Source organism: Brevibacillus sp. AF8 (genome assembly GCF_021270385.1).
GTDB lineage: Bacteria > Bacillota > Bacilli > Brevibacillales > Brevibacillaceae > Brevibacillus.
Map to the genome: position 1 here is coordinate 51378 of NZ_JAGQDN010000019.1, position 17436 is coordinate 68813.

Here is a 17436-nt window from a genome sequence, read left to right on the forward strand (position 1 = left end):
CAATCCCCCTCACTATTGCTCCTGTCCGTCGTCTTCGATGCGAATGCAGCCTCCATATATGCACATGTTCGTGCTGGTGTTTAACAGGGCGGGATGATTTTCCACGAGTACATCTGCCTTGCCATCGATCCAGGGCATGGTGACTACTGGAACGCATGGCATCGGCTTGAGTACACCGTTGTTAGCAGCAGTTGCAGCTGCAACGGTTGGATTTTTCTCGCATTTGCATTTGCCGAACGGCATGATGTTCACTTGCGGCATATAGTCATTCACGTTCATCTGTGCCTGATTGCGAATGTACACGCCATGACTAAACGGTGTTTTCAGCTTGTTCTTCTGGCTCCCGTAGTCGCACGTGAGAATTGCTCCTGCCACGACGTAGCTTTTCTTTGGAGCCGACGACGGTACAACATCGACATCTTCAATCATGGGCATGACTTATTCTCCTCCTTGCTTGCTCTACTTTTTTCAAGCGGATACCGAAAAAGTCCCTGCGCAGCAAAGCTTCCGCCAGCCGCAAATCGATGATGATATACGGTTCGCGAATCCCTTCGATTTGAAAGATCGTATGGCGTCCAATCTTTTCTGGATCGAGAACCAACCTTTTGAGTGAGCCGTCCCTGTGAAACTCGCTTTTCTCGGACAGGCAGTTCACGCGCGGCAGGATCATCAGCCAGTACAAATCCTGCTTGATCCGCTCCCTGTCTACCAGCACGACAGATTTGACGAACAGCTTCGGCGCGAACTTGTGGATGATTGTCTTTAAGCGGTTGGAATAGAGCGGGATCGGTCTGTCGAGAAAATCCAGATAGTCATTTTCTTTCTTTTGCTTGATGTCGAACTGGATGACGGCCTCGTCTAGCTCCTCCTGATATTCTGTGGTGAGCCACTCCTGCCGGATGGCGTCAAAAACGCCCGTTGGCTCTACTGCACTCGCGATTCGCTCGTCCTGTGACAAGATGAAATAATTCATGTCTGACTCCCCTCTCGCCAAATGACATGTCGCTCCTGAAGCTCATCCAACAGAATAGAATCCCTGGCCTCCTCCGAGAATACGGCTCTCTCCAGAAGCGCGCCGCTAAAATTCGCTCCGGTCAAAATCGCATCTGTAAAGTCTGCGCCGCGCAGATCGGCTCCAGTAAAATCAGTCCCGGTCAAGTCCGCCCCGACGAACAAGACACCATCAAAGCCGGGTGTCTCCCACGCATCTGGTTCCAACAACCCCCTTGGCCCGGATGCTTCACGAAAGCTCGCGCCTAGCAGATTCGCTCCAGTAAAATCCGCTCCATGAATGAGACTTTCTCCGAAATCAACCGCTTTTAGCTGGGCACGATGCCATCTCGTTCCGACCAAAACACTTTCGCGAAGGGTCGCTTTCGTTAGCTGACTGTCAGAGAGGTCCGAATAACGAAGATCAAGACCATCGAATTGTCCTTGTCCCAAATCGAGGCCAGCCAAAACCTTGTAGCCGTATTCCAGCTCTTGCTTTTCTTCCAGCCAAGTACGGATCATCCCGGAATCTTTGTGGCGAGTGTCCAGACAATACACGATCTCGCTTTGATCGAGATATTCTCCGACACGCACCTCCAGCTCCGGCTCCTTGTCCACCTGTTGAAAGACTTCCAGCTGAACAGCCTGCACCATGGCATAACGGATTAAGTGAACGACATATTGATGAAACTTCTCTGCTTCCACGAGCTTGATCCGTTCGATATCGGGAAGTCTTACGTGTCCGGCATACGCTCTGGCAGCCTCGTTCCATTCGTCTACAAGCTGATCCAAAAAGTGGAATGCCCATCTCGCATCATAGCTGGTTTGACACTCTACCGGATCGAAAAACCAACTGCTGTCCGTAGCTTCCAGCAAATAATGACTGCTTCCAAGAAGAAGCTCCGTCCGCAGCATGGAATAGGTCAAGTGCGCCAGCTTGCGTTTTTCCCCTCGCTCCTGCATGTCAACGACTCGTCGGCAAATCTCTTCAAATGAACGGAGAAATTCTTTTGCAAGCCTCTCTTTATTCGCCTGATAGTAAGCATCCAAGGCATGCAGGCTGGCAATGGTTCTCTTCGGCACCTCGTGCTCCTTGAAATGCTGCAAGGCTTCCTCTCTCTCCATGCCAATCCCCCCTTCTTCTCACCGTTTTTGCATACACCAAACACACGGTTACCCGCGTGGCAACCATGTGTGTCAATTGGTTTTGAGCTCCTGCCCGACGATGCTTGTATTTCCGTCCATTTTGATGTTGCTCTCTTTGCAGGTGAGACTGATCTCCTCTTTCGCCGAGATAATCACCTTCGTGGCAGAGTCCATCAGGATGTCCTTTTCGGAGACTACCTTGATATTTTTCTTGCTGAAAATCTGGATGCCGTCCGCGTCGGTCATGCGTATGAGGATTTCCCCATCCTTTGCGCTAAGCAATACCTCCGACGGGCTGAACATCAGTTCTTTCCCGTTGGCCGTACGGAAGTATTTGATATCGGGATTCCCGAGCTTGTTCGTTTCGCCCTCGTCTGAATTTTTCCGGACAGAGCTGATCGCAATCCCGTCACTCTCCTTGTTGCTCGGAAAATAGACACGGACGTAGTCATCGAGCTCCGGCATACAATACCAACCGCTGTTTCCTTCGGCCGTATAAACCGAGGAATACGGGAACCAGTGCGCTTCGCTCTTGCTTTGGCTCTCATCAATATCGAGGTGGATTTTGACGTTGTCTTTTGAGACCTCAATGACTTTCCCCTGCACCGATGCCCCTACGATGAGCGAATTGTGGAGCGGCTTTTGGCTCATTCCTTTTTTGGACGCGAGCAAATACTTGTGCTTGAGCAAGCCTTTCTTCATCTCGGTATGGGCCTCATACACATACAGGCTCTTCCCTTTAAAATCCACTCCGTTGCCCAAATCAAGTACGCGATCCGTCTCTACCTCGTAAAAGATGTAGTCATTTTCATCCACGCCCTTGACCCCGTTTTCCGAGGAGTGGCGGTATTCATTCAAATTTTTGCGCACCCGATAGTGAAAATCGTCCAGCTTGCCTTTTGATGCACCCTCTGGCACACCAAAGCTGAATTTCGGCTTTTCAAAAACGGATGCCGGCATCAGTCCAGTCTGAAAACGCGAAGCCAGCCGCTTGAGAAATTGCCAATCCGTCTCCTGATACTGCATGGTAAAGGAGCCCAGTTTCCCTCCATTGGAGGCCATGTCCATAATGTCCATGCCTGGGTATTCTCCTGCAATTGTTTTCAAAAGGGCACCGTAGGTCATCGCTTTGTTTTGAAACGAACGGCTCTTGCGCTTCACGTCGAGATTGTACGTAGGCGAGACAGCTTCGACGTACAAATAATAGACGTCCCGTACGGCTTTGATGCCTATCTCCAGAACGATCCCTGCAAAAAGCGGTGTGGCATTGCCTTCGTTATCCACCTGACTGATTTCGATGGGGGTCTGTGCTTCTGTCATTTCTACATAGCTGTCCTTCAATTCTTCTGGTACGATCCCCGTAAATGTCAGGCGGGCATGCTCATTGATCTTTTTCGTAATCGTCAGTTCTACCAGATGCGTTAATTGATAAGGAGAGATTTGCAAATTGTTGTAGGCAATGACAGGAAGACTCATATTTTCCCTTCTCCCTTCCCATTTTCATCTGAATTGGTGGATACGAGCGACAGGGAATCCATGATCCCCCAGCCTACTAGCTTCCAATCTGACAGTTCCTGCTCCGTGCAATTGAACGTGCAGAGAAGAGCGCGTCCCTGTAGGGAGACAAAGCTGATCAGGTTGTAAATGTCTGTATCCAATGCTGGTGCAACAAATTCGAAAAATCCGACACTGGTCCCAGCAATCTCACGTATTCCTTCCTCCTGCCAACGAGCGAGCGGCTGTGTTCTCCGCAAAACCTGCTTCATGACATCCATGAAGGCTTTCAGTTGTGCAGGAGAATCCGTCAGCTTGCTCTCGGTATAGGTAAAAGCCAGGTTAATCGACGCTGTTTCATTTGTAAAAATCAGGGAAGGCCTACGTTCCGAGGGATACTTCAGAGCTGCTACTTCTGGACTCATGATGGAAAATGTCTTCGGGAGTCGAATCTGTACGAGATCGTCGAGGACGTGTTTGTCCTCCATGGGGATTCTCTCTTCACCGACTGTAATGAATGATTTGTTCACCACATCCAGTCGATTTTTGCCCTTTGGACCAAAACGTATTGCTGCTGGCTGTGCATCCTCACCGGAAAGCTCATTCAACATGCCGATAATGCTTTCATCCATGCGCGCCATTTCCATTCACCATCCTCTCGTTAATCAACAATAACCCGCTGACGCCCGCCTGTTTTCCACTCCGTTTTTGAGGACCTTCCGCCGCTCTTGGCGTCATCCAATATACGTGCGAGGTATTTGAGAATCTGCAGGTTCGTGTACTCGCGGTAACCCGTCCCAAGTCTATTGCCTATATAATGAAGAATGAGCCCCCGCTCTACTCTGTCCGCATTCAAGCACTGCATGGCAAAGGTGAGATCATACGGGTGATTGGTGACCGTTTTCAGCATTTCATTCGCAAAATACCGCAGGATGTAGGGGGCAAGCGTTGGCTCGTTTCTCCCGGCATGTTCGACATGCACGATATTCCACGTATTGAATTCGGTCGCCATATCGGATAAGTCCTGATAATCACCGCGAAGCCTTGCTCCTTGCTTGAGCTTGAAGCGCCCCAACTCCCTTTCATCAGGGCGTGACTCTAGCTCCTGATCGAGAACATACGACGTCTCGTAAACATAATAGTCGGTCAGCGAAGTCTCCTCGTGAAAGCGAATCTTGAGCACCGTCTCTATACCTGTGGCCTCATAAGGGACACGCTCTTCGCGTTCAAACAAGTAAATCCGTCCTTGATGCTTGATGATCCCTCTGCCGACAGTGAGGTGCCCTTCGCCTATCGTTACATCCATCCCGGAAATAATGCCGTCTGTATAATCCTGAAAGTATAAATCTACAAAATGCCGCGGGTAATCACGCAGATTCTCAAGCATCTCTCGCTTGAGAATTCGCCCTTTATGAAAATTGGGATAGAGATGGGAAAACACCGCTGTTCCCCCTTCCTGTTCATTTAAGCTGCCTGGTTATTTTGATCATTTCATCCCGTCAAAGAAATCCAGCTCGGACAAGTCACTCTCAAAGGCAAAGAAAACCTTTTTCCCCAAAGCAAGCTGTTCATTCAGACGAGCTACTGGCACGACATGGAATCCCCACTCACTGCCGCTTGCAAAAACGAAGTATTTCGACTCGCCATTTTGAATCGAGTCCGTCTCATCCTGCGGGATATGTGTCCCATACTTGCTCGCGATGTCCTCATACAACACGGTTTTGTATTGAGCGGGATCATCTATGTACAAGTACCGCTGGCGCAGCTGTCCGTCATTTTCCTTGAGATAAAATTCAACCTCGCTCACGCCGTAAGGACGCGAGATGGAGCCATGCACGAGACTCAGCTTTTCCTGACTGTGAATGAGTACCCTCTCTTGCTTGTTATGCGTGAAGGCAGTCACGGAATACGGGACGATCGGTGCATGATTCGTAATGCTCGCTTCGATGAAACCCGCCTTTTTGGCACTTTGATAGCGCAGTGCACCACGCAAGCAAGACAGCTTCAGGTCTGGCACCTTGCCCGCATCCTCCGACTTTTGCCGGAACTCGATACTGCGTCCAGGGACGAACTCTTTGAGCGCTTCACGGAATACATCAATCCGGCACGACTGCCCAGTCAGCTTGATAATCGAGAAGTCAGCCAGCCTTCCCTGTTGGTAAAAATCATCCAAAAAAACGCGCAAAATCTCGTAAATATCCGCCTTGATCAGGTGATTGATCTCTTTGGCGTTGAAAACGACATCTGGAAAATCAAACACATCCCGGAAGCGACCATCCTCCCGTATCGACAACACCCATCGCTCGACTGCCGTCAGCTTTAGATCAGGCTCTTGACGATTTTCCGTATCGGATGTGAAGCGATTGCGTAGTATGCCAGTTTGGCGGAAAAACTCTTTTTTCATGTGGTCAGCGAGGTCCCACAAAAAGTGGAAATTGTTGCGGACACGCTGATACTCGTCCCGGCTCTTGTTCTCGTACTCCTTGTAGCGAGTCGGCAAAATCGCCTCAGCTTCCCGATATCTCCCCTCGAAGCGTTCATAGATGGAGTCGACGCCGTATTCATCCACGTACCGGAATATTTCCGATCCAGGGATGTCGATGATCTGGTCGATGTCGGTTACTTGCCGCCCTTTTCCGTAATAGTCCGCGAAGACGATTTTCATAAATTGCATGATGCGATACGTAATGTTGTTGCCGCCAAAATTGGTGTCGCCATTTTCATAGGTCGTATCAATATCGATGCGATAAGAGATATGTCCGTCCTCAATCCGGAAATGGCAGGATGACAGGTCCGTCGTTCCTCCGCCGCAATCGATAACGAGTGCTTGATACGTCTCCCCGTCCAGAAAGCTGTTTTTGTCAATTTGATCCGCAATCGTATTAAACAGGACGGCCATTCCTTCATCGAGGGCGTGCTCTGATTCAATGCGATACTCCGGCAAAATCTCGGTGAACATCTCAAGAAACTGCGTTTTCAGCTTGACCGGACTTGTGATATGCAGATGACGAAAGCGGCATTTGAATTGATGCTCGGCCATTTGAATGACGTGAAGAAGGTACTGGCGCAGGATGTCGCTTCGTTTCACAGTCGCGGTATTCCCTTGGCTGTCCATGACCTCTTCAATTTTGTGATAGCTGTTCACCCAGCGCTTGATACCTTGAAACACGGTCGCGTTCGTGCTGTATCCGTTCTTTTTCATGTGCCGAAGTGCTTCATAACCGATGTGAAAGCGAACGTCATGCGGGGAGGAACAATCCGCCACGCTGACAGCCGTCGGCAGCACCTCGATCCATTCCTCGTTTTTTTGCGTTGTATCAGGAAAAGAGACATAATTGATCGCATTCAAACGTATGCGTCCATTCAGCAAGTCGTTGCTGGAAGGGGAGCTGACATACTGATGGTCGAGAAAAGCACCCGCTGTCGTCGAGGAGGTACCAAAATCAATCGCGAGAACGGCATCTGTTTCTTCCAATTCCCTGATCTCGAGGTCAGTCACCGGTACTTTGTAGTAGTGGAGATTAACAGGCGGCAACGGATGGTCCTGGTGATACGCCTTGTACAAATACTCCGAATCCTGTTTGCGGAAAAAGAGCAGGCTGTAGTTTTGATTGACCGTTTTTCTCAATGGAGCATCTTGGCAAGCGTGTAGCACAAAATGCCCGGCTCTCCTATCGTCTTTGTCCTTGCGCAGATGCAAAATCCCGCATAACTCCATATGGTCATTCACCAAAAGCACATTGGATTCGGACAAGCCTTGGGAGGATTCGACGCGATAGTTGTCCAGCCTGTCAATGGCGAGACCCATGTACAAGCACATCTTCGCTGGAATTTTGATCACATCTACACCTGGCATCGGTGTGTTTAAATATTTGTGGAGTACAGCTTCGAGGCGTTCAACACCACCTGGAACAGCACGCTCAATCAGGAGGTTTTCTTCTGCGCCGCGAAAACGCAGAATCGTGTGCAGTAGTCCCTCCCGATCAAGATTGTTCACGAAAGAGCGGACCAGCTTTTCCTTGTAACAAATATTGCGGAGCTGAAAGGTTGTCATCTCCATCAGCTCGTCCCGCGTATAGGTCGCTTCTCCTGGATGATTGCGTTCTTTGCCATCTCCGCTGCCTTTTTGGAGATGAAGCTTATATGAATAGGTAGACATCCCAACTCTCCTCTCTCCCGACCTTTTGTTGGGGTCAATCGGTCAAAACCCTCTAGTACAGTGCAACACTGTCGATTAGCATCGTTTCCTCGACATCCAAAATGCCGAAATGATTTCGCCAATAAATCTCTGTATGGAACCGAACTGGCAGGAAAATATCCTTGATTAAAGCGAGCTTGGCATGTGCGGTTTCACTCTCCGACTGCCCGACGTAAATCAGCAGCTCGTCTTTTTCTTCGCAATTGGCGTAAATGGTGGAGTGAGAGAAAATTTTGCGCATCGTATCCTTGAGCAGGTACACCGCTTCGCCAGTCTCATACAAGCGCAAAATATTGCCTGCGATAATCTCTCGCTCCTCTTTGGTAAAAAGTCGGATATTTTCCTGTACCCGACTGCCGAACAGCCCCGCTTCCAAATCGCGCAATACAAAGCGGATGTGGTATTCACGCTTGTTCATCCCTTGCGACAGATCGATCTCGGCCAGCAAATGGATGATGATATCAAACAAGGTATGCCGAAGCTCTGCATCGTCCGCGTAATTGGCATCAAAAAGGTCACGGAAAATATCGTCGAAGCGGTAGTACGGATTCACCTCTACTGTCTTTTCCACCATTTTGGCGTTGATGGCCTCATGACTCAGCTCCATGTAGGGCGAATACACTTTGGCCGCTTTGAACTGGATGTCTTTTTTGGCGATCCCGGCGCGTTTTGCACGAATAACCAAATCCCAGATGTAATTCAAGCCCATTCTCCTTCACATTTGTATTCCGGAAAATACATCTGAACCTCGGAGACGAGAAAGCTCATCATGTCTTGGAGAATAAAGCTGTTCGCCCCGCGTCTCCGAAAGCCGAGAGCCATGATCTTCTTGTCGTTTTCTACGCGGACGTTATCGCTAATGAACGGATTCAAACCGTATGTGGCTGAAGGCCGATTGTTTTTGTCCCGGATCTCCACATTCACTAGCTCCAGCTGCTCAGCAGCCTCAAAGGAATGGACGATTCGGATAATCTCTCCTTTGGCCCGGACAGTCATCGCTTGCTTCCTCGCATAGCTCCCAATAAAGCTGTTTTTGCGACGATTGGATACCAATTCGTAATCGAGTCTTCCGATGCGGGTCGTGACAGGCTGCGTAATTTTGCATACGTTCCAAACTCCCGACTTCTCCTGAGGTGAGACAATCGTCAGCTCTTCCGGTGACCGCTTGATATAGCGAATCAGCTCTTCATCTCCATCCACCAAATACCCGTGCTCGCTGCCTGTCTTGCGTAACGACAGAACATGCTCGAAGTTCACCCGGTCAATGGCAGGTACGGGAAAGCCGATGTTTTTTAAAGCCAAACGTTCGATGTTCCACAACGGGATCACATCCAGCTTTTTGTAAGGCTCCCACTCATCGAGGGTAATCGACATTTCCAGTATCTCTTCGTCTTCTGTAAACGTGCCCTCACAGGCAACCAAAATGACATCGAAAAACTTGCTCGCGTAAGGGTGATTCACCGTTTTCCACGGCATCCCGTTCTTTTGAAACATGTTGTACAGCTTTTCCAGCTCATCCATATACACACGACTTTGTTGGAGGCGTACCTCGATTGGATAGTGGTTGCCCCCCGTGTTCAAACGCCCCTTGAAGGTCCGCTTGCTCATTATCAGCGCCTGTATCTTGTCGTACTCACACTCTAAAAAGATCGTCATCATGACCGCTTCTTCCCGGTTGCTGAGCTTGACCGCCAACTCTTTGCGATCACATATTTTCTTTTCTTCATCACCAGGGATCATCGGGTACAAATACTCATGGATCGGGTCAAAGTCATCGCGATGGCAGAGGGTCACATAGATGTCGTGCTTATCTTCCTTGTCCTCGATCTCGGTAAAAACACGCTCCTCCAGCTTTTTCTGCATCTCCTCCTGATACTCGACCAGGTTGAGGAAGACGCCGTTCATGATCTGCTTGAGCAACCTGCGCTGCTCCAGCTCCTCCATTTTGTTCAAACGATCCAGTACGATCTCTTTCATGGCGTTTTCGCTGCCTCCTCCTGTGTCGGATTGGCTGTAGCTGGTGGATTAGCTTGCGGTGGCTGAACTGGCTGAGTCGCCGGAGCTGTCGCGGCTGGCGGAACTGCTTGATTGGTCGGCACTACTGGAGGCGCCTGAACTGGCTGGTACGTTGGAGCCGCCGGATTTACTGGGACTGTCTGGTTAACCGAGGGCGTTTGGTTATTCGGTGCCGTCTGATTCACCGGTGCCGTCTGATTTACGGGAGCCGTCTGGTTAACTGGTGCCGTTTGATTCACCGGAACTGCCGTTGGTTGACTCGCAGCACTCGTCCCTTGCACAGGTGGCTGTCCTGCTGACGCACCTGCCGACGGCGGAGCAGCAGGAGGATTTAGCTTCTCCTCTGCCTTTGTCACCTTGCGCTCCATCGCCAAAACTTTTTCCAGCACACCAATCTCCTGATAAATTTCCTGGGCCATCGTATATGATTGGATCGCTCCCTCGAAGTCTTGCGCCGCATAGCTCTCGTCGCCTTGCTTCTCCAGCTTGTCGCCATCAAGCGTCTTCTTTTCCTTATCGATTCCGGTCTTTTTGGAAGCTACCTCGTCCAGCTTGGTGCGAAGCTCCTTTTCTCCTGTCACAAAGGACGTTTCCAACGCCAGCTTGCGCGCCTTTTGGTAATAGGCCTCCGCACCAGCGTAATCCTGTGCCTCAAACAAGAGATCGCCTTCCTTTTTCCACTGCATGACGAGCACATACGATTGCGTCTTTTCTTTTTTCTCCAAAATCTCCGGTTCGTTAAAATCATCGCGCCCTTTCATTTCCTTGAGCGCCTTGTCGTACTTATCCAATGCTTTGGCGTACTGCTCATCCTTTACAGCCGTATCTCCATCCACGATCAACTGTGTAATGCGGATCTTTTTGGCCAAGAGGGCAGCCTGAACTTTGTTTTTCACGATATTTGCGGCATTTCTGGCATCGCTGTACGCCTTGAGTGCCTTCGGATAATCTCCCTCCGCAATGAAAGCGTCTCCGGCTGTTTCATACTCAAACATCCCTGTCGCAGCATCCGCGATGCGCTCCGCTTCCTTCATCTTGTACAGCAGAGCTCCGCCTCCAGCCAAGGCAAGCACGAGAAGGATGAGTGCCACCCGTTTGATAATTCGCCATTTTTTTTGTGGGTCTGTCTTAAAAATTTTGTTCGCAAAAATAGCGGCTGCCGTGTAGTTTTGAACGACATGCTCTTGCTTGCTCAAAAGCACATCTTCTAGCGTATCGATCCAGGCTTCAGGATCTTTCGCCTCTTGAAGCCCGTCCTGCATTTCGGCCGGATTTACTTTCTCCCACAGACCGGGGGTGGCAAGTAGAAAAACATCACCGTCATAGAGCGGAAACTTTTTGGAGACAAACGGACGAAATTCATTGGGTGTCCCCAAATAGCTCAAGAGATTATGTCGCTCTTCGTGCTGATCAAGCGCGTCCTCTGCGATTTCCTCCCCATCCACCATCTGTTGGGCAAGACTCTGATCCTTGCTCTGCCATTGCAATCGGCCATTGCGAAACTGATACAGTCGGGTGTTACCAGCGACCCCATACCTCACTCTGGCATAGTCCGTTACGACTACGGTCAAGCTCGCTTTTAGCCTGACGCGATGGCTCTCGGCTTGCAGGACACGATGGGCTTCCTGCAAATAGCGGCGTATGCGATAACGCGAAATGGATGGCTTCTGCAAAAAGTAGCCCAGAACGCTTTTGGCCGCCAACTCCGCACTTTCTACTTCCTGATCATTGTCCAATCCGCGGGCGATTACCCAGCACGCGATATCATCCAGCTCCGTGTAGGCAAAGTAATCCTTGTTGCGAACGAAGCTGCCTGATTCGGATAGAAACCCGGTAATGAATTCACTGTTGTCCTTTCTCATTCGTACTACCCGCTCCCCCGTTACCAGCCTTTTTCCAGGATGAGAATGGTTGCGTTGTCCTGATTGGCTTTTTGCTTGCTTTCCACCGCTTCAATGATTTGGTCAGCCGCGTCATGGGCAGCGATATTTTGGAACAAAATCTGCTCCAGCTCCATCTCAGTTAACGTATCGTAAACGCCGTCACTACAGAGGATGACCTTGTCTCCCTTCTCAAGCGGAAACGGCTCACGACCAATTTCGATATTTTGAAAGTTATCGTAGCCCAAGTAGTTGATTAGCTGTTTTTTCTGCGGATGGTCCAATGCCTCGTCCTTCGTAATCTCGCCGGACAGAAAACGAGCCTCCAGCACCGACTCATAAATGTCTTTTTGATTGATCGAGATGAATTCTCCATTCCGGAAAACGGTAATGATACTGTCTCCAACCGCTCCCCAATACAGCTTGTCCTCTACGATTACGCCAGCGACCAGTGTAGTCCCACCCCGACTTCCTCTCAGCGCCTGCAAAATCTCCGAATTGGCAAGAGAAGCGGCCCGGGAAAAGAAGAGGGACAAATGCTTCGGGTTGTCCAGCTTTGTAAACTCACGGATAAATGTAGTCACGGCAAGTGTTGAAGCAAGTCTGCCGTTAGCCAGTCCACTGATTCCATCAGCCAAGACTGCAATCGTCCCATGAGACGATGTTGCTGTCGAAAAGTAATCATCCTGTTCTTCTCGTCTGCCGATCGTCTGTCCATTTCCGATCTGGATGACGGGATTCATTTCTTGCCGGATCAAAGCTGCACGCAGACGAAACAAAAGAGTAATGGCAATGATCACGCCAAGGACGACCAGATACGGGATTGCGCCCTGTTGAAACATGCTCATCATTCCTTGCCTTTGTTGGAGTTGTCCCACTCGAAGTGAACACCGCATAGCGGGATGAATATAAAGGTACTCTTTCCGAGCTGAAGCACATCGTACGCAGTAAGCTCAACTGGCGTGTACACCGCTTCATTGTTATGATAAGCAAGCCCCGACGCATCGCCCGGGAGCAAGTAAAAGTTGCGTTTTTTCGGATCGTAGACAATCACCGCATGATTGCGGCGGGAGATCGCGTTGTCCCCGACGATTCGGATATGCATATCCTCTGCGCGACCGATGAAGTTCTTCTCTGCCATAATGCGGTAATCTTGACCTTGTTGCGGCCCCTCAATACATACCAGCCATCCGGTAACAGGCTCAATTCCTTCTGTTTCCCCTAGATACGGCATCGTCTTATCGTCGTCTGCCACTCTCGCTGGTGCTTTGTTGTCCGGTTTCGCCCCAGGCTCAACGACCATACTGCAATAAGGGCAGGTGCTTCCGTGTTTTCTGGTGCTAAACATGTGACCATTCGCGCATCTTGTCAAACTCATTCTTCTGCTCCCCCGTTTCGTTCCGTGCAAGGACGATATGTATGTGTAAAAGCGATGTTTCTCCCGTTGTTATTTCAGCAACAAGCGGGTATTAGCTATGTAAATGATGTCGCCAGCCTTCACTTTATGCGGCTGTTCAATCTCCAGCTTGCTCTTGTCGCGTTTGTTCGGCTGCTTGATGCCTGTGCCGTTTTTGGAATGAATATCCTCGATGAACCAGTCCCCAGACGCTTGATTCAGAACCGCATGCTGCTTGCTGATCAAAGCGGCGTATTCCGCGTCCGCCAAGTCGATGTCGACCTCGTTTTGCGCAGAGCTTTTGCCGATCAAAAGGGATGTCTCCCCTTGGATGAACCACTCCTTCACGCTCTCTCCCTCTTCATCCAATAAAACCAGTTTGGTGACGCCATCCTCTTTTTTTGGCGCCGGTTCGTCGGGGCTTCCGAATCTGACGATAATGACCCCGAACAAAAAGAGTCCGAAGGCAATTCCTGTAAAGATTTTCAGAGCGTTGCTGTCCGTATAACCAAAGACATAAATAAGTGCACAAATCACAAGAATGGAAATCAGCAACTCTATGAGCTTCACTCTGACGGACTTTTGGTACCCTTTTTTCTTCGCCACATTTTTACCCCCAATCAACTACCTCAACATGCTCTTGTTCAAAAATTTGTCTTTTCAGCACCGAGAAAGTTACGTGAACCTGAAGAAGGAGGAGCGCAGTGTAGGGGACCTACATGAGCACCGGACTTCAAAGGTGAACGTAAATTTCGATGCCGAATGAACTTCGAGAATGACTTCGTGATCAAAAGACGAATTTTTGAACTTCCTCTTAAGAAAAATGCTCCAAGCTTTGGGCGAATGGTGTATGTATGGACATCCATCCAAAGACAGGAGCAGGTTGCTACTACCTCTATGTCATGAAAGAGCTGTCATCCAAGCCCGATTTTTCCCTCTTATTTTTTCTTCATGCGGAAAAACTGTTCAAACATATCCGTTGTATCCAGTGGATTTTTCTTCTCGGATTTCATGGTGTTTGGATTAATCTCGCCTGTCTTCGGATGAAACCCAAAAAATCGTTCAAAGGTGCTCCCCAAATCTTCGAAGTTTACACCCGGTGCAGACTGCGCTTGCTGTTTGCTTTGTCCTTGTTTTGTACTGCTTGTATGACCACCAGTTTGTTGTTTCTTCTGCTGAAAAGCTTCGTAACGTGCGTCGTACGCCTCGCGCAAGGCCGGGTCCTGCAATGTCTGATAGGCCTCGGTAATTTCTTTAAAAATTCGTTCTGACTCACTGCTCCCGGCATTGACATCCGGATGATGCTGCTTTGCCAGTTGACGGTATGCTTTTTTGATGTCATTCGTGGAAGCCTGTTTGGTTAGCCCCAGAATCTCGTAATAATTTTTCATGCGCGCACCCTCTGTCTGGCAATGATTTTGGTTATTTTGTAGAGCCGTACCTCGAACACGGCTTTCGAGGTACGGCTCTTCCTACCTTACTTCTCCCAAAACCTAAACAGCGTAGCCGCCTTCGATTTTGGTGAGTTCGGTTTTGTCTTTCTTTTGCTTGATGAAGATGCTGAATGTTCCTACACCCTCGGTATCACCGAAGCTCTCGTTGTAATCTACTACGAATGCGTTCGGGAAGTAGATTTTGCGGATCACTTGATCAGCAGCGATTACTTCCAGTGTTACTTTGCGGTAGCAATCCGCTTTTTCTGCTGGTACCAAAGACCAGAGAGCCAGCTTCATGGTGTCATCCGCACTGTCACCATCAGTTGCAGTGATGATTTTGCCAGTCAGTTTCAGTGTTGCACCCACATCTGTGGAGCGCGCGTTGGAATCGTCTGGCGTGTCAGTGTCGTACTTCACTGTTTGGATGTTGTCCATGCCCAGCTCAATTGTTTCAGAACCTTCTACTTTGAGTCGAAAACCCATGAATAAAACCTCCTTGAAATGAAATCTTGCTCTCGAAGTACCTGATTGGCTTCGAGGCTTATGTGTAAGGGTGCGTTTTGGGAAACACACCTCAAACCACCTGCGTAATGTGTCAAAAAGTTTCATAAACAGCTCTCCAGGGGATCGATGCTATGCCTTGACCGGAGTCGTTCCTTTGGTGATGGTGACCTCCAGGTTTTTCACATTGCCGTTGAACACCAAATCGATATGGCACAGATTGCTCTTGTCATCGATGATGTAGCTCATATCATCGCCATCTTGAATGATGGAGTTCACGAAGCCACGCGTGCCCAGCCATTTGCTTTTTTGGCTGCTCGGATTGTTACTGAAGAACTTCACGATGTTATCGTGTTTGAAATCACCCGTCTGGAAGCGGAGAATCCGCTCGATATAGGTGCTGACAAGTGTTTTGTAGATGGAATCAAAGCCGTCCTCTGCCATAGCGAGGCTGCGTGCCTTGTACACCGTAATGCGCTTGATGTCTTTGCCTTGGATTTGTGCATTTTCCGAAGAGAAGACGAATCCAAAGTTTTTGCGGTTGATGGAATCTTTGATGTTGTTGGTGAAGCCTGAGATTTCTTTGGCCATTGTGGTAACAGCGCGCAGTCCGTTTTCACCTGCTTCGATGTCAAAGCGCACACCCGGATACTCGCGGCTAACCACTTTGAATGTTTCGCGCAAGTACTCTGGACACTGGTACGCTGCCACGACACCAGCAGCTACATAGCTGGCACCAACATAGACACCCTCGATCCACAGCTTCAGGATGTCTTCTTTTTCCTGGGACAGCTTCACGCCGTCTTCGGTTTGCAGCATTCTGCTGTCGATGACAACTCCTGATTTATCTTTCGGAATAATCGTGAAGTTCGGAATGCATGGGATAGCGAATTCACTGAATTCTTTGCGTACCAGGATTCCGCACTTGTCGATATATTTATCAATGCCCGCTGTCGCCATGCTGTTGAAGGTCGTTTCTTCACCTGTACTGAAGCTGAAGAACACTTGCACCTTGAAGTCCTTGACGACTTGAAGCAGCATGGTGAGCGATTCCATCGTATTGCCGTCCTGCTTGACGACTTTTTCGTTCCCACGGAAACGCTCGCGAGTCACTTTTGCTTTTCCCGCAGAATCCATATCCACAGATGGAACGATTCCGAACCAGATGGTATCCGTGAAGTCGTTTTTCGCGTTGACCGTGTTCAGGTATGTCTCCAGACGTGGAATGTTGCTGGACTTCACGAGCATGTCGAGCTTCGTATTCGTGATCAGCATCGCTGGCTGCATGCCTTTGTTCTTGGTCACGTATTGATCGAAGAACATCTTCACGCCCAAAATTTTCTCAACCAAAGGCTTCACCGTTTTTACGAAGTCGTCCTTGGCGTTTTTGTAAAACTCCAGATACGTATTGTAGTTCTGTACTTCTGTCTCAATGTTGACTTCGGTATGTACCGTAGGCAGCGGGCAGAAGGTGCGCACCACGAGATCTTTTACATAAGAGGATGGCGTCTCTGTGATCGACTCGTAATCCTCTTCGAAAACGTTCATCAGTCCGTTTCCGCTGTTTTCATCGAGAACCATCAGCTCGCGGCTGTCACTCTTTGGTGCCTCGATGATCTTCAGTTCTCCGTCTTCCCCAATCGTCAGCATCCCGATCTGAATCGCTTCGGATTGGTTCTCCTCTTGAGCGCCACCCAAGAGCAGTCGTGTTTTGATATCTTCAATCGCCAGCGGCAGCATCGCCATGACGTTGTTGTAGTTTTTGCTCGCATCCTCGAACATCGTGTTCAGCTTGTCACCGAGATCGAGCTTCTTCGGATCGCCATCATCGAGCTTTTCATAATGGCCGTACAAGTAGTGAATCTCTTTGCGCACCTGACGGATGTCATCCATCACTTTTTTCGGGGAAATCATATCGAGCAAATTCTCGAATTTGAAATCCACGTTGGTGATCCCTTGGCTGCGCTTCGTATCAATCAGGGTAAACAGCATTTTCAAGAAGTCATTGCTCTGATCGATCTTGATTTCAGAAATCGCATCCTCTGCAATTCCGTCAGGCTTTTTCAAGGTGTACATCACTTTTTGGTTCGCTGCATTGTAGAACGAATACACACTCGGGGAGAACTTGTCCAAAAACTCATCGAAGCTGCGCACGAGAAGATGCTCGTTGATCTCCTTGATCTTGTCGTCGCTGAGACTGTCGATTCCTTTTACATCTCCAACAATAGTGATCAGGTCCAATTTTTCCGGGTTGATCTCTTCGAACAGCATGGTTCGGTTGGTCTGGTTAATAATGTCCATAAATGGCCCCTTTCTGTTGTCTGCATAACCACTTAGTCCTACTTGATAAATGATGAGTCCTACTTCATGAATAGAAAT

At 49.2% G+C, this 17436-nt stretch carries 16 protein-coding genes; all 16 read right to left on the reverse strand.

From position 1 onward, the window contains the following. Positions 1-12 precede the first annotated feature (12 nt). Positions 13-435, reverse strand: coding sequence for a DUF4280 domain-containing protein (locus KB186_RS21390; protein ID WP_048034243.1), 423 nt, complete (start codon positions 433-435; stop codon positions 13-15). Continuing rightward, the gene (locus tag KB186_RS21395; RefSeq protein WP_229088142.1) at positions 422-973 is read right to left on the reverse strand and encodes an imm11 family protein; all 552 of its coding nucleotides are present in this window, start codon (positions 971-973) and stop codon (positions 422-424) included. Before KB186_RS21395 ends, KB186_RS21390 begins: the two co-directional genes overlap by 14 nt. Beyond that, complete coding sequence (locus KB186_RS21400; RefSeq protein WP_232774329.1) at positions 970-2115, reverse strand: pentapeptide repeat-containing protein; 1146 nt, start codon at positions 2113-2115, stop codon at positions 970-972. Before KB186_RS21400 ends, KB186_RS21395 begins: the two co-directional genes overlap by 4 nt. A gap of 72 nt (positions 2116-2187) precedes the next feature. Further along, positions 2188-3612, reverse strand: a complete 1425-nt coding sequence (locus KB186_RS21405) for a contractile injection system protein, VgrG/Pvc8 family (protein ID WP_173611961.1) — start codon at positions 3610-3612, stop codon at positions 2188-2190. Next, positions 3609-4277, reverse strand: a complete 669-nt coding sequence (locus KB186_RS21410) for a hypothetical protein (protein ID WP_232774330.1) — start codon at positions 4275-4277, stop codon at positions 3609-3611. The genes KB186_RS21405 and KB186_RS21410 overlap by 4 nt, the downstream gene beginning before the upstream one ends. A gap of 14 nt (positions 4278-4291) precedes the next feature. Then, positions 4292-5071 carry a DNA and RNA helicase gene (locus tag KB186_RS21415; RefSeq protein WP_221869179.1) on the reverse strand — a complete coding sequence of 260 codons (780 nt, stop codon included), beginning with the start codon at positions 5069-5071 and terminating at the stop codon, positions 4292-4294. Between the two features lie 45 nt (positions 5072-5116). Continuing rightward, complete coding sequence (locus tag KB186_RS21420) at positions 5117-7789, reverse strand: acetate and sugar kinases/Hsc70/actin family protein (RefSeq protein WP_232774331.1); 2673 nt, start codon at positions 7787-7789, stop codon at positions 5117-5119. A 52-nt stretch (positions 7790-7841) separates the two neighbouring features. Next, complete coding sequence (locus KB186_RS21425) at positions 7842-8537, reverse strand: iron-dependent peroxidase (RefSeq protein ID WP_173611965.1); 696 nt, start codon at positions 8535-8537, stop codon at positions 7842-7844. Next, complete coding sequence (locus KB186_RS21430) at positions 8528-9805, reverse strand: normocyte-binding protein (RefSeq protein WP_173611966.1); 1278 nt, start codon at positions 9803-9805, stop codon at positions 8528-8530. Before KB186_RS21430 ends, KB186_RS21425 begins: the two co-directional genes overlap by 10 nt. Further along, a complete protein-coding gene (locus KB186_RS21435; RefSeq protein ID WP_173611967.1) occupies positions 9802-11706 on the reverse strand; it encodes a PP2C family protein-serine/threonine phosphatase in 1905 nt (634 codons plus the stop codon). Before KB186_RS21435 ends, KB186_RS21430 begins: the two co-directional genes overlap by 4 nt. Positions 11707-11726: 20 nt before the next feature. Continuing rightward, positions 11727-12566 (reverse strand): PP2C family protein-serine/threonine phosphatase, encoded by an 840-nt coding sequence (locus tag KB186_RS21440; RefSeq protein WP_173611968.1) that lies wholly within the window; start codon positions 12564-12566, stop codon positions 11727-11729. Positions 12567-12571: 5 nt separating this feature from the next. After that, positions 12572-13102 carry an FHA domain-containing protein gene (locus tag KB186_RS21445; RefSeq protein ID WP_173611969.1) on the reverse strand — a complete coding sequence of 177 codons (531 nt, stop codon included), beginning with the start codon at positions 13100-13102 and terminating at the stop codon, positions 12572-12574. A gap of 69 nt (positions 13103-13171) precedes the next feature. Continuing rightward, positions 13172-13726, reverse strand: coding sequence for an FHA domain-containing protein (locus KB186_RS21450; protein ID WP_173611970.1), 555 nt, complete (start codon positions 13724-13726; stop codon positions 13172-13174). Positions 13727-14058: 332 nt separating this feature from the next. After that, positions 14059-14511, reverse strand: a complete 453-nt coding sequence (locus KB186_RS21455; protein ID WP_232774332.1) for a J domain-containing protein — start codon at positions 14509-14511, stop codon at positions 14059-14061. A 102-nt stretch (positions 14512-14613) separates the two neighbouring features. Then, positions 14614-15039, reverse strand: coding sequence for a hypothetical protein (locus KB186_RS21460; RefSeq protein ID WP_007728098.1), 426 nt, complete (start codon positions 15037-15039; stop codon positions 14614-14616). Between the two features lie 150 nt (positions 15040-15189). Beyond that, a complete protein-coding gene (locus tag KB186_RS21465) occupies positions 15190-17358 on the reverse strand; it encodes a transcriptional regulator (protein ID WP_232774333.1) in 2169 nt (722 codons plus the stop codon). Positions 17359-17436: the final 78 nt, after the last annotated feature.

Coding starts and splice junctions, on each gene's coding strand:
- KB186_RS21400 (WP_232774329.1), bottom strand. CDS start 2,115: ATGGAGAGAGAGGAAGCCTTGCAGCATTTCAAGGAGCACGAGGTGCCG.
- KB186_RS21410 (WP_232774330.1), bottom strand. CDS start 4,277: ATGGAAATGGCGCGCATGGATGAAAGCATTATCGGCATGTTGAATGAG.
- KB186_RS21390 (WP_048034243.1), bottom strand. CDS start 435: ATGCCCATGATTGAAGATGTCGATGTTGTACCGTCGTCGGCTCCAAAG.
- KB186_RS21430 (WP_173611966.1), bottom strand. CDS start 9,805: ATGAAAGAGATCGTACTGGATCGTTTGAACAAAATGGAGGAGCTGGAG.
- KB186_RS21440 (WP_173611968.1), bottom strand. CDS start 12,566: ATGTTTCAACAGGGCGCAATCCCGTATCTGGTCGTCCTTGGCGTGATC.
- KB186_RS21395 (WP_229088142.1), bottom strand. CDS start 973: ATGAATTATTTCATCTTGTCACAGGACGAGCGAATCGCGAGTGCAGTA.
- KB186_RS21460 (WP_007728098.1), bottom strand. CDS start 15,039: ATGGGTTTTCGACTCAAAGTAGAAGGTTCTGAAACAATTGAGCTGGGC.
- KB186_RS21425 (WP_173611965.1), bottom strand. CDS start 8,537: ATGGGCTTGAATTACATCTGGGATTTGGTTATTCGTGCAAAACGCGCC.
- KB186_RS21465 (WP_232774333.1), bottom strand. CDS start 17,358: ATGGACATTATTAACCAGACCAACCGAACCATGCTGTTCGAAGAGATC.
- KB186_RS21405 (WP_173611961.1), bottom strand. CDS start 3,612: ATGAGTCTTCCTGTCATTGCCTACAACAATTTGCAAATCTCTCCTTAT.
- KB186_RS21455 (WP_232774332.1), bottom strand. CDS start 14,511: ATGAAAAATTATTACGAGATTCTGGGGCTAACCAAACAGGCTTCCACG.
- KB186_RS21445 (WP_173611969.1), bottom strand. CDS start 13,102: ATGAGTTTGACAAGATGCGCGAATGGTCACATGTTTAGCACCAGAAAA.
- KB186_RS21420 (WP_232774331.1), bottom strand. CDS start 7,789: ATGTCTACCTATTCATATAAGCTTCATCTCCAAAAAGGCAGCGGAGAT.
- KB186_RS21435 (WP_173611967.1), bottom strand. CDS start 11,706: ATGAGAAAGGACAACAGTGAATTCATTACCGGGTTTCTATCCGAATCA.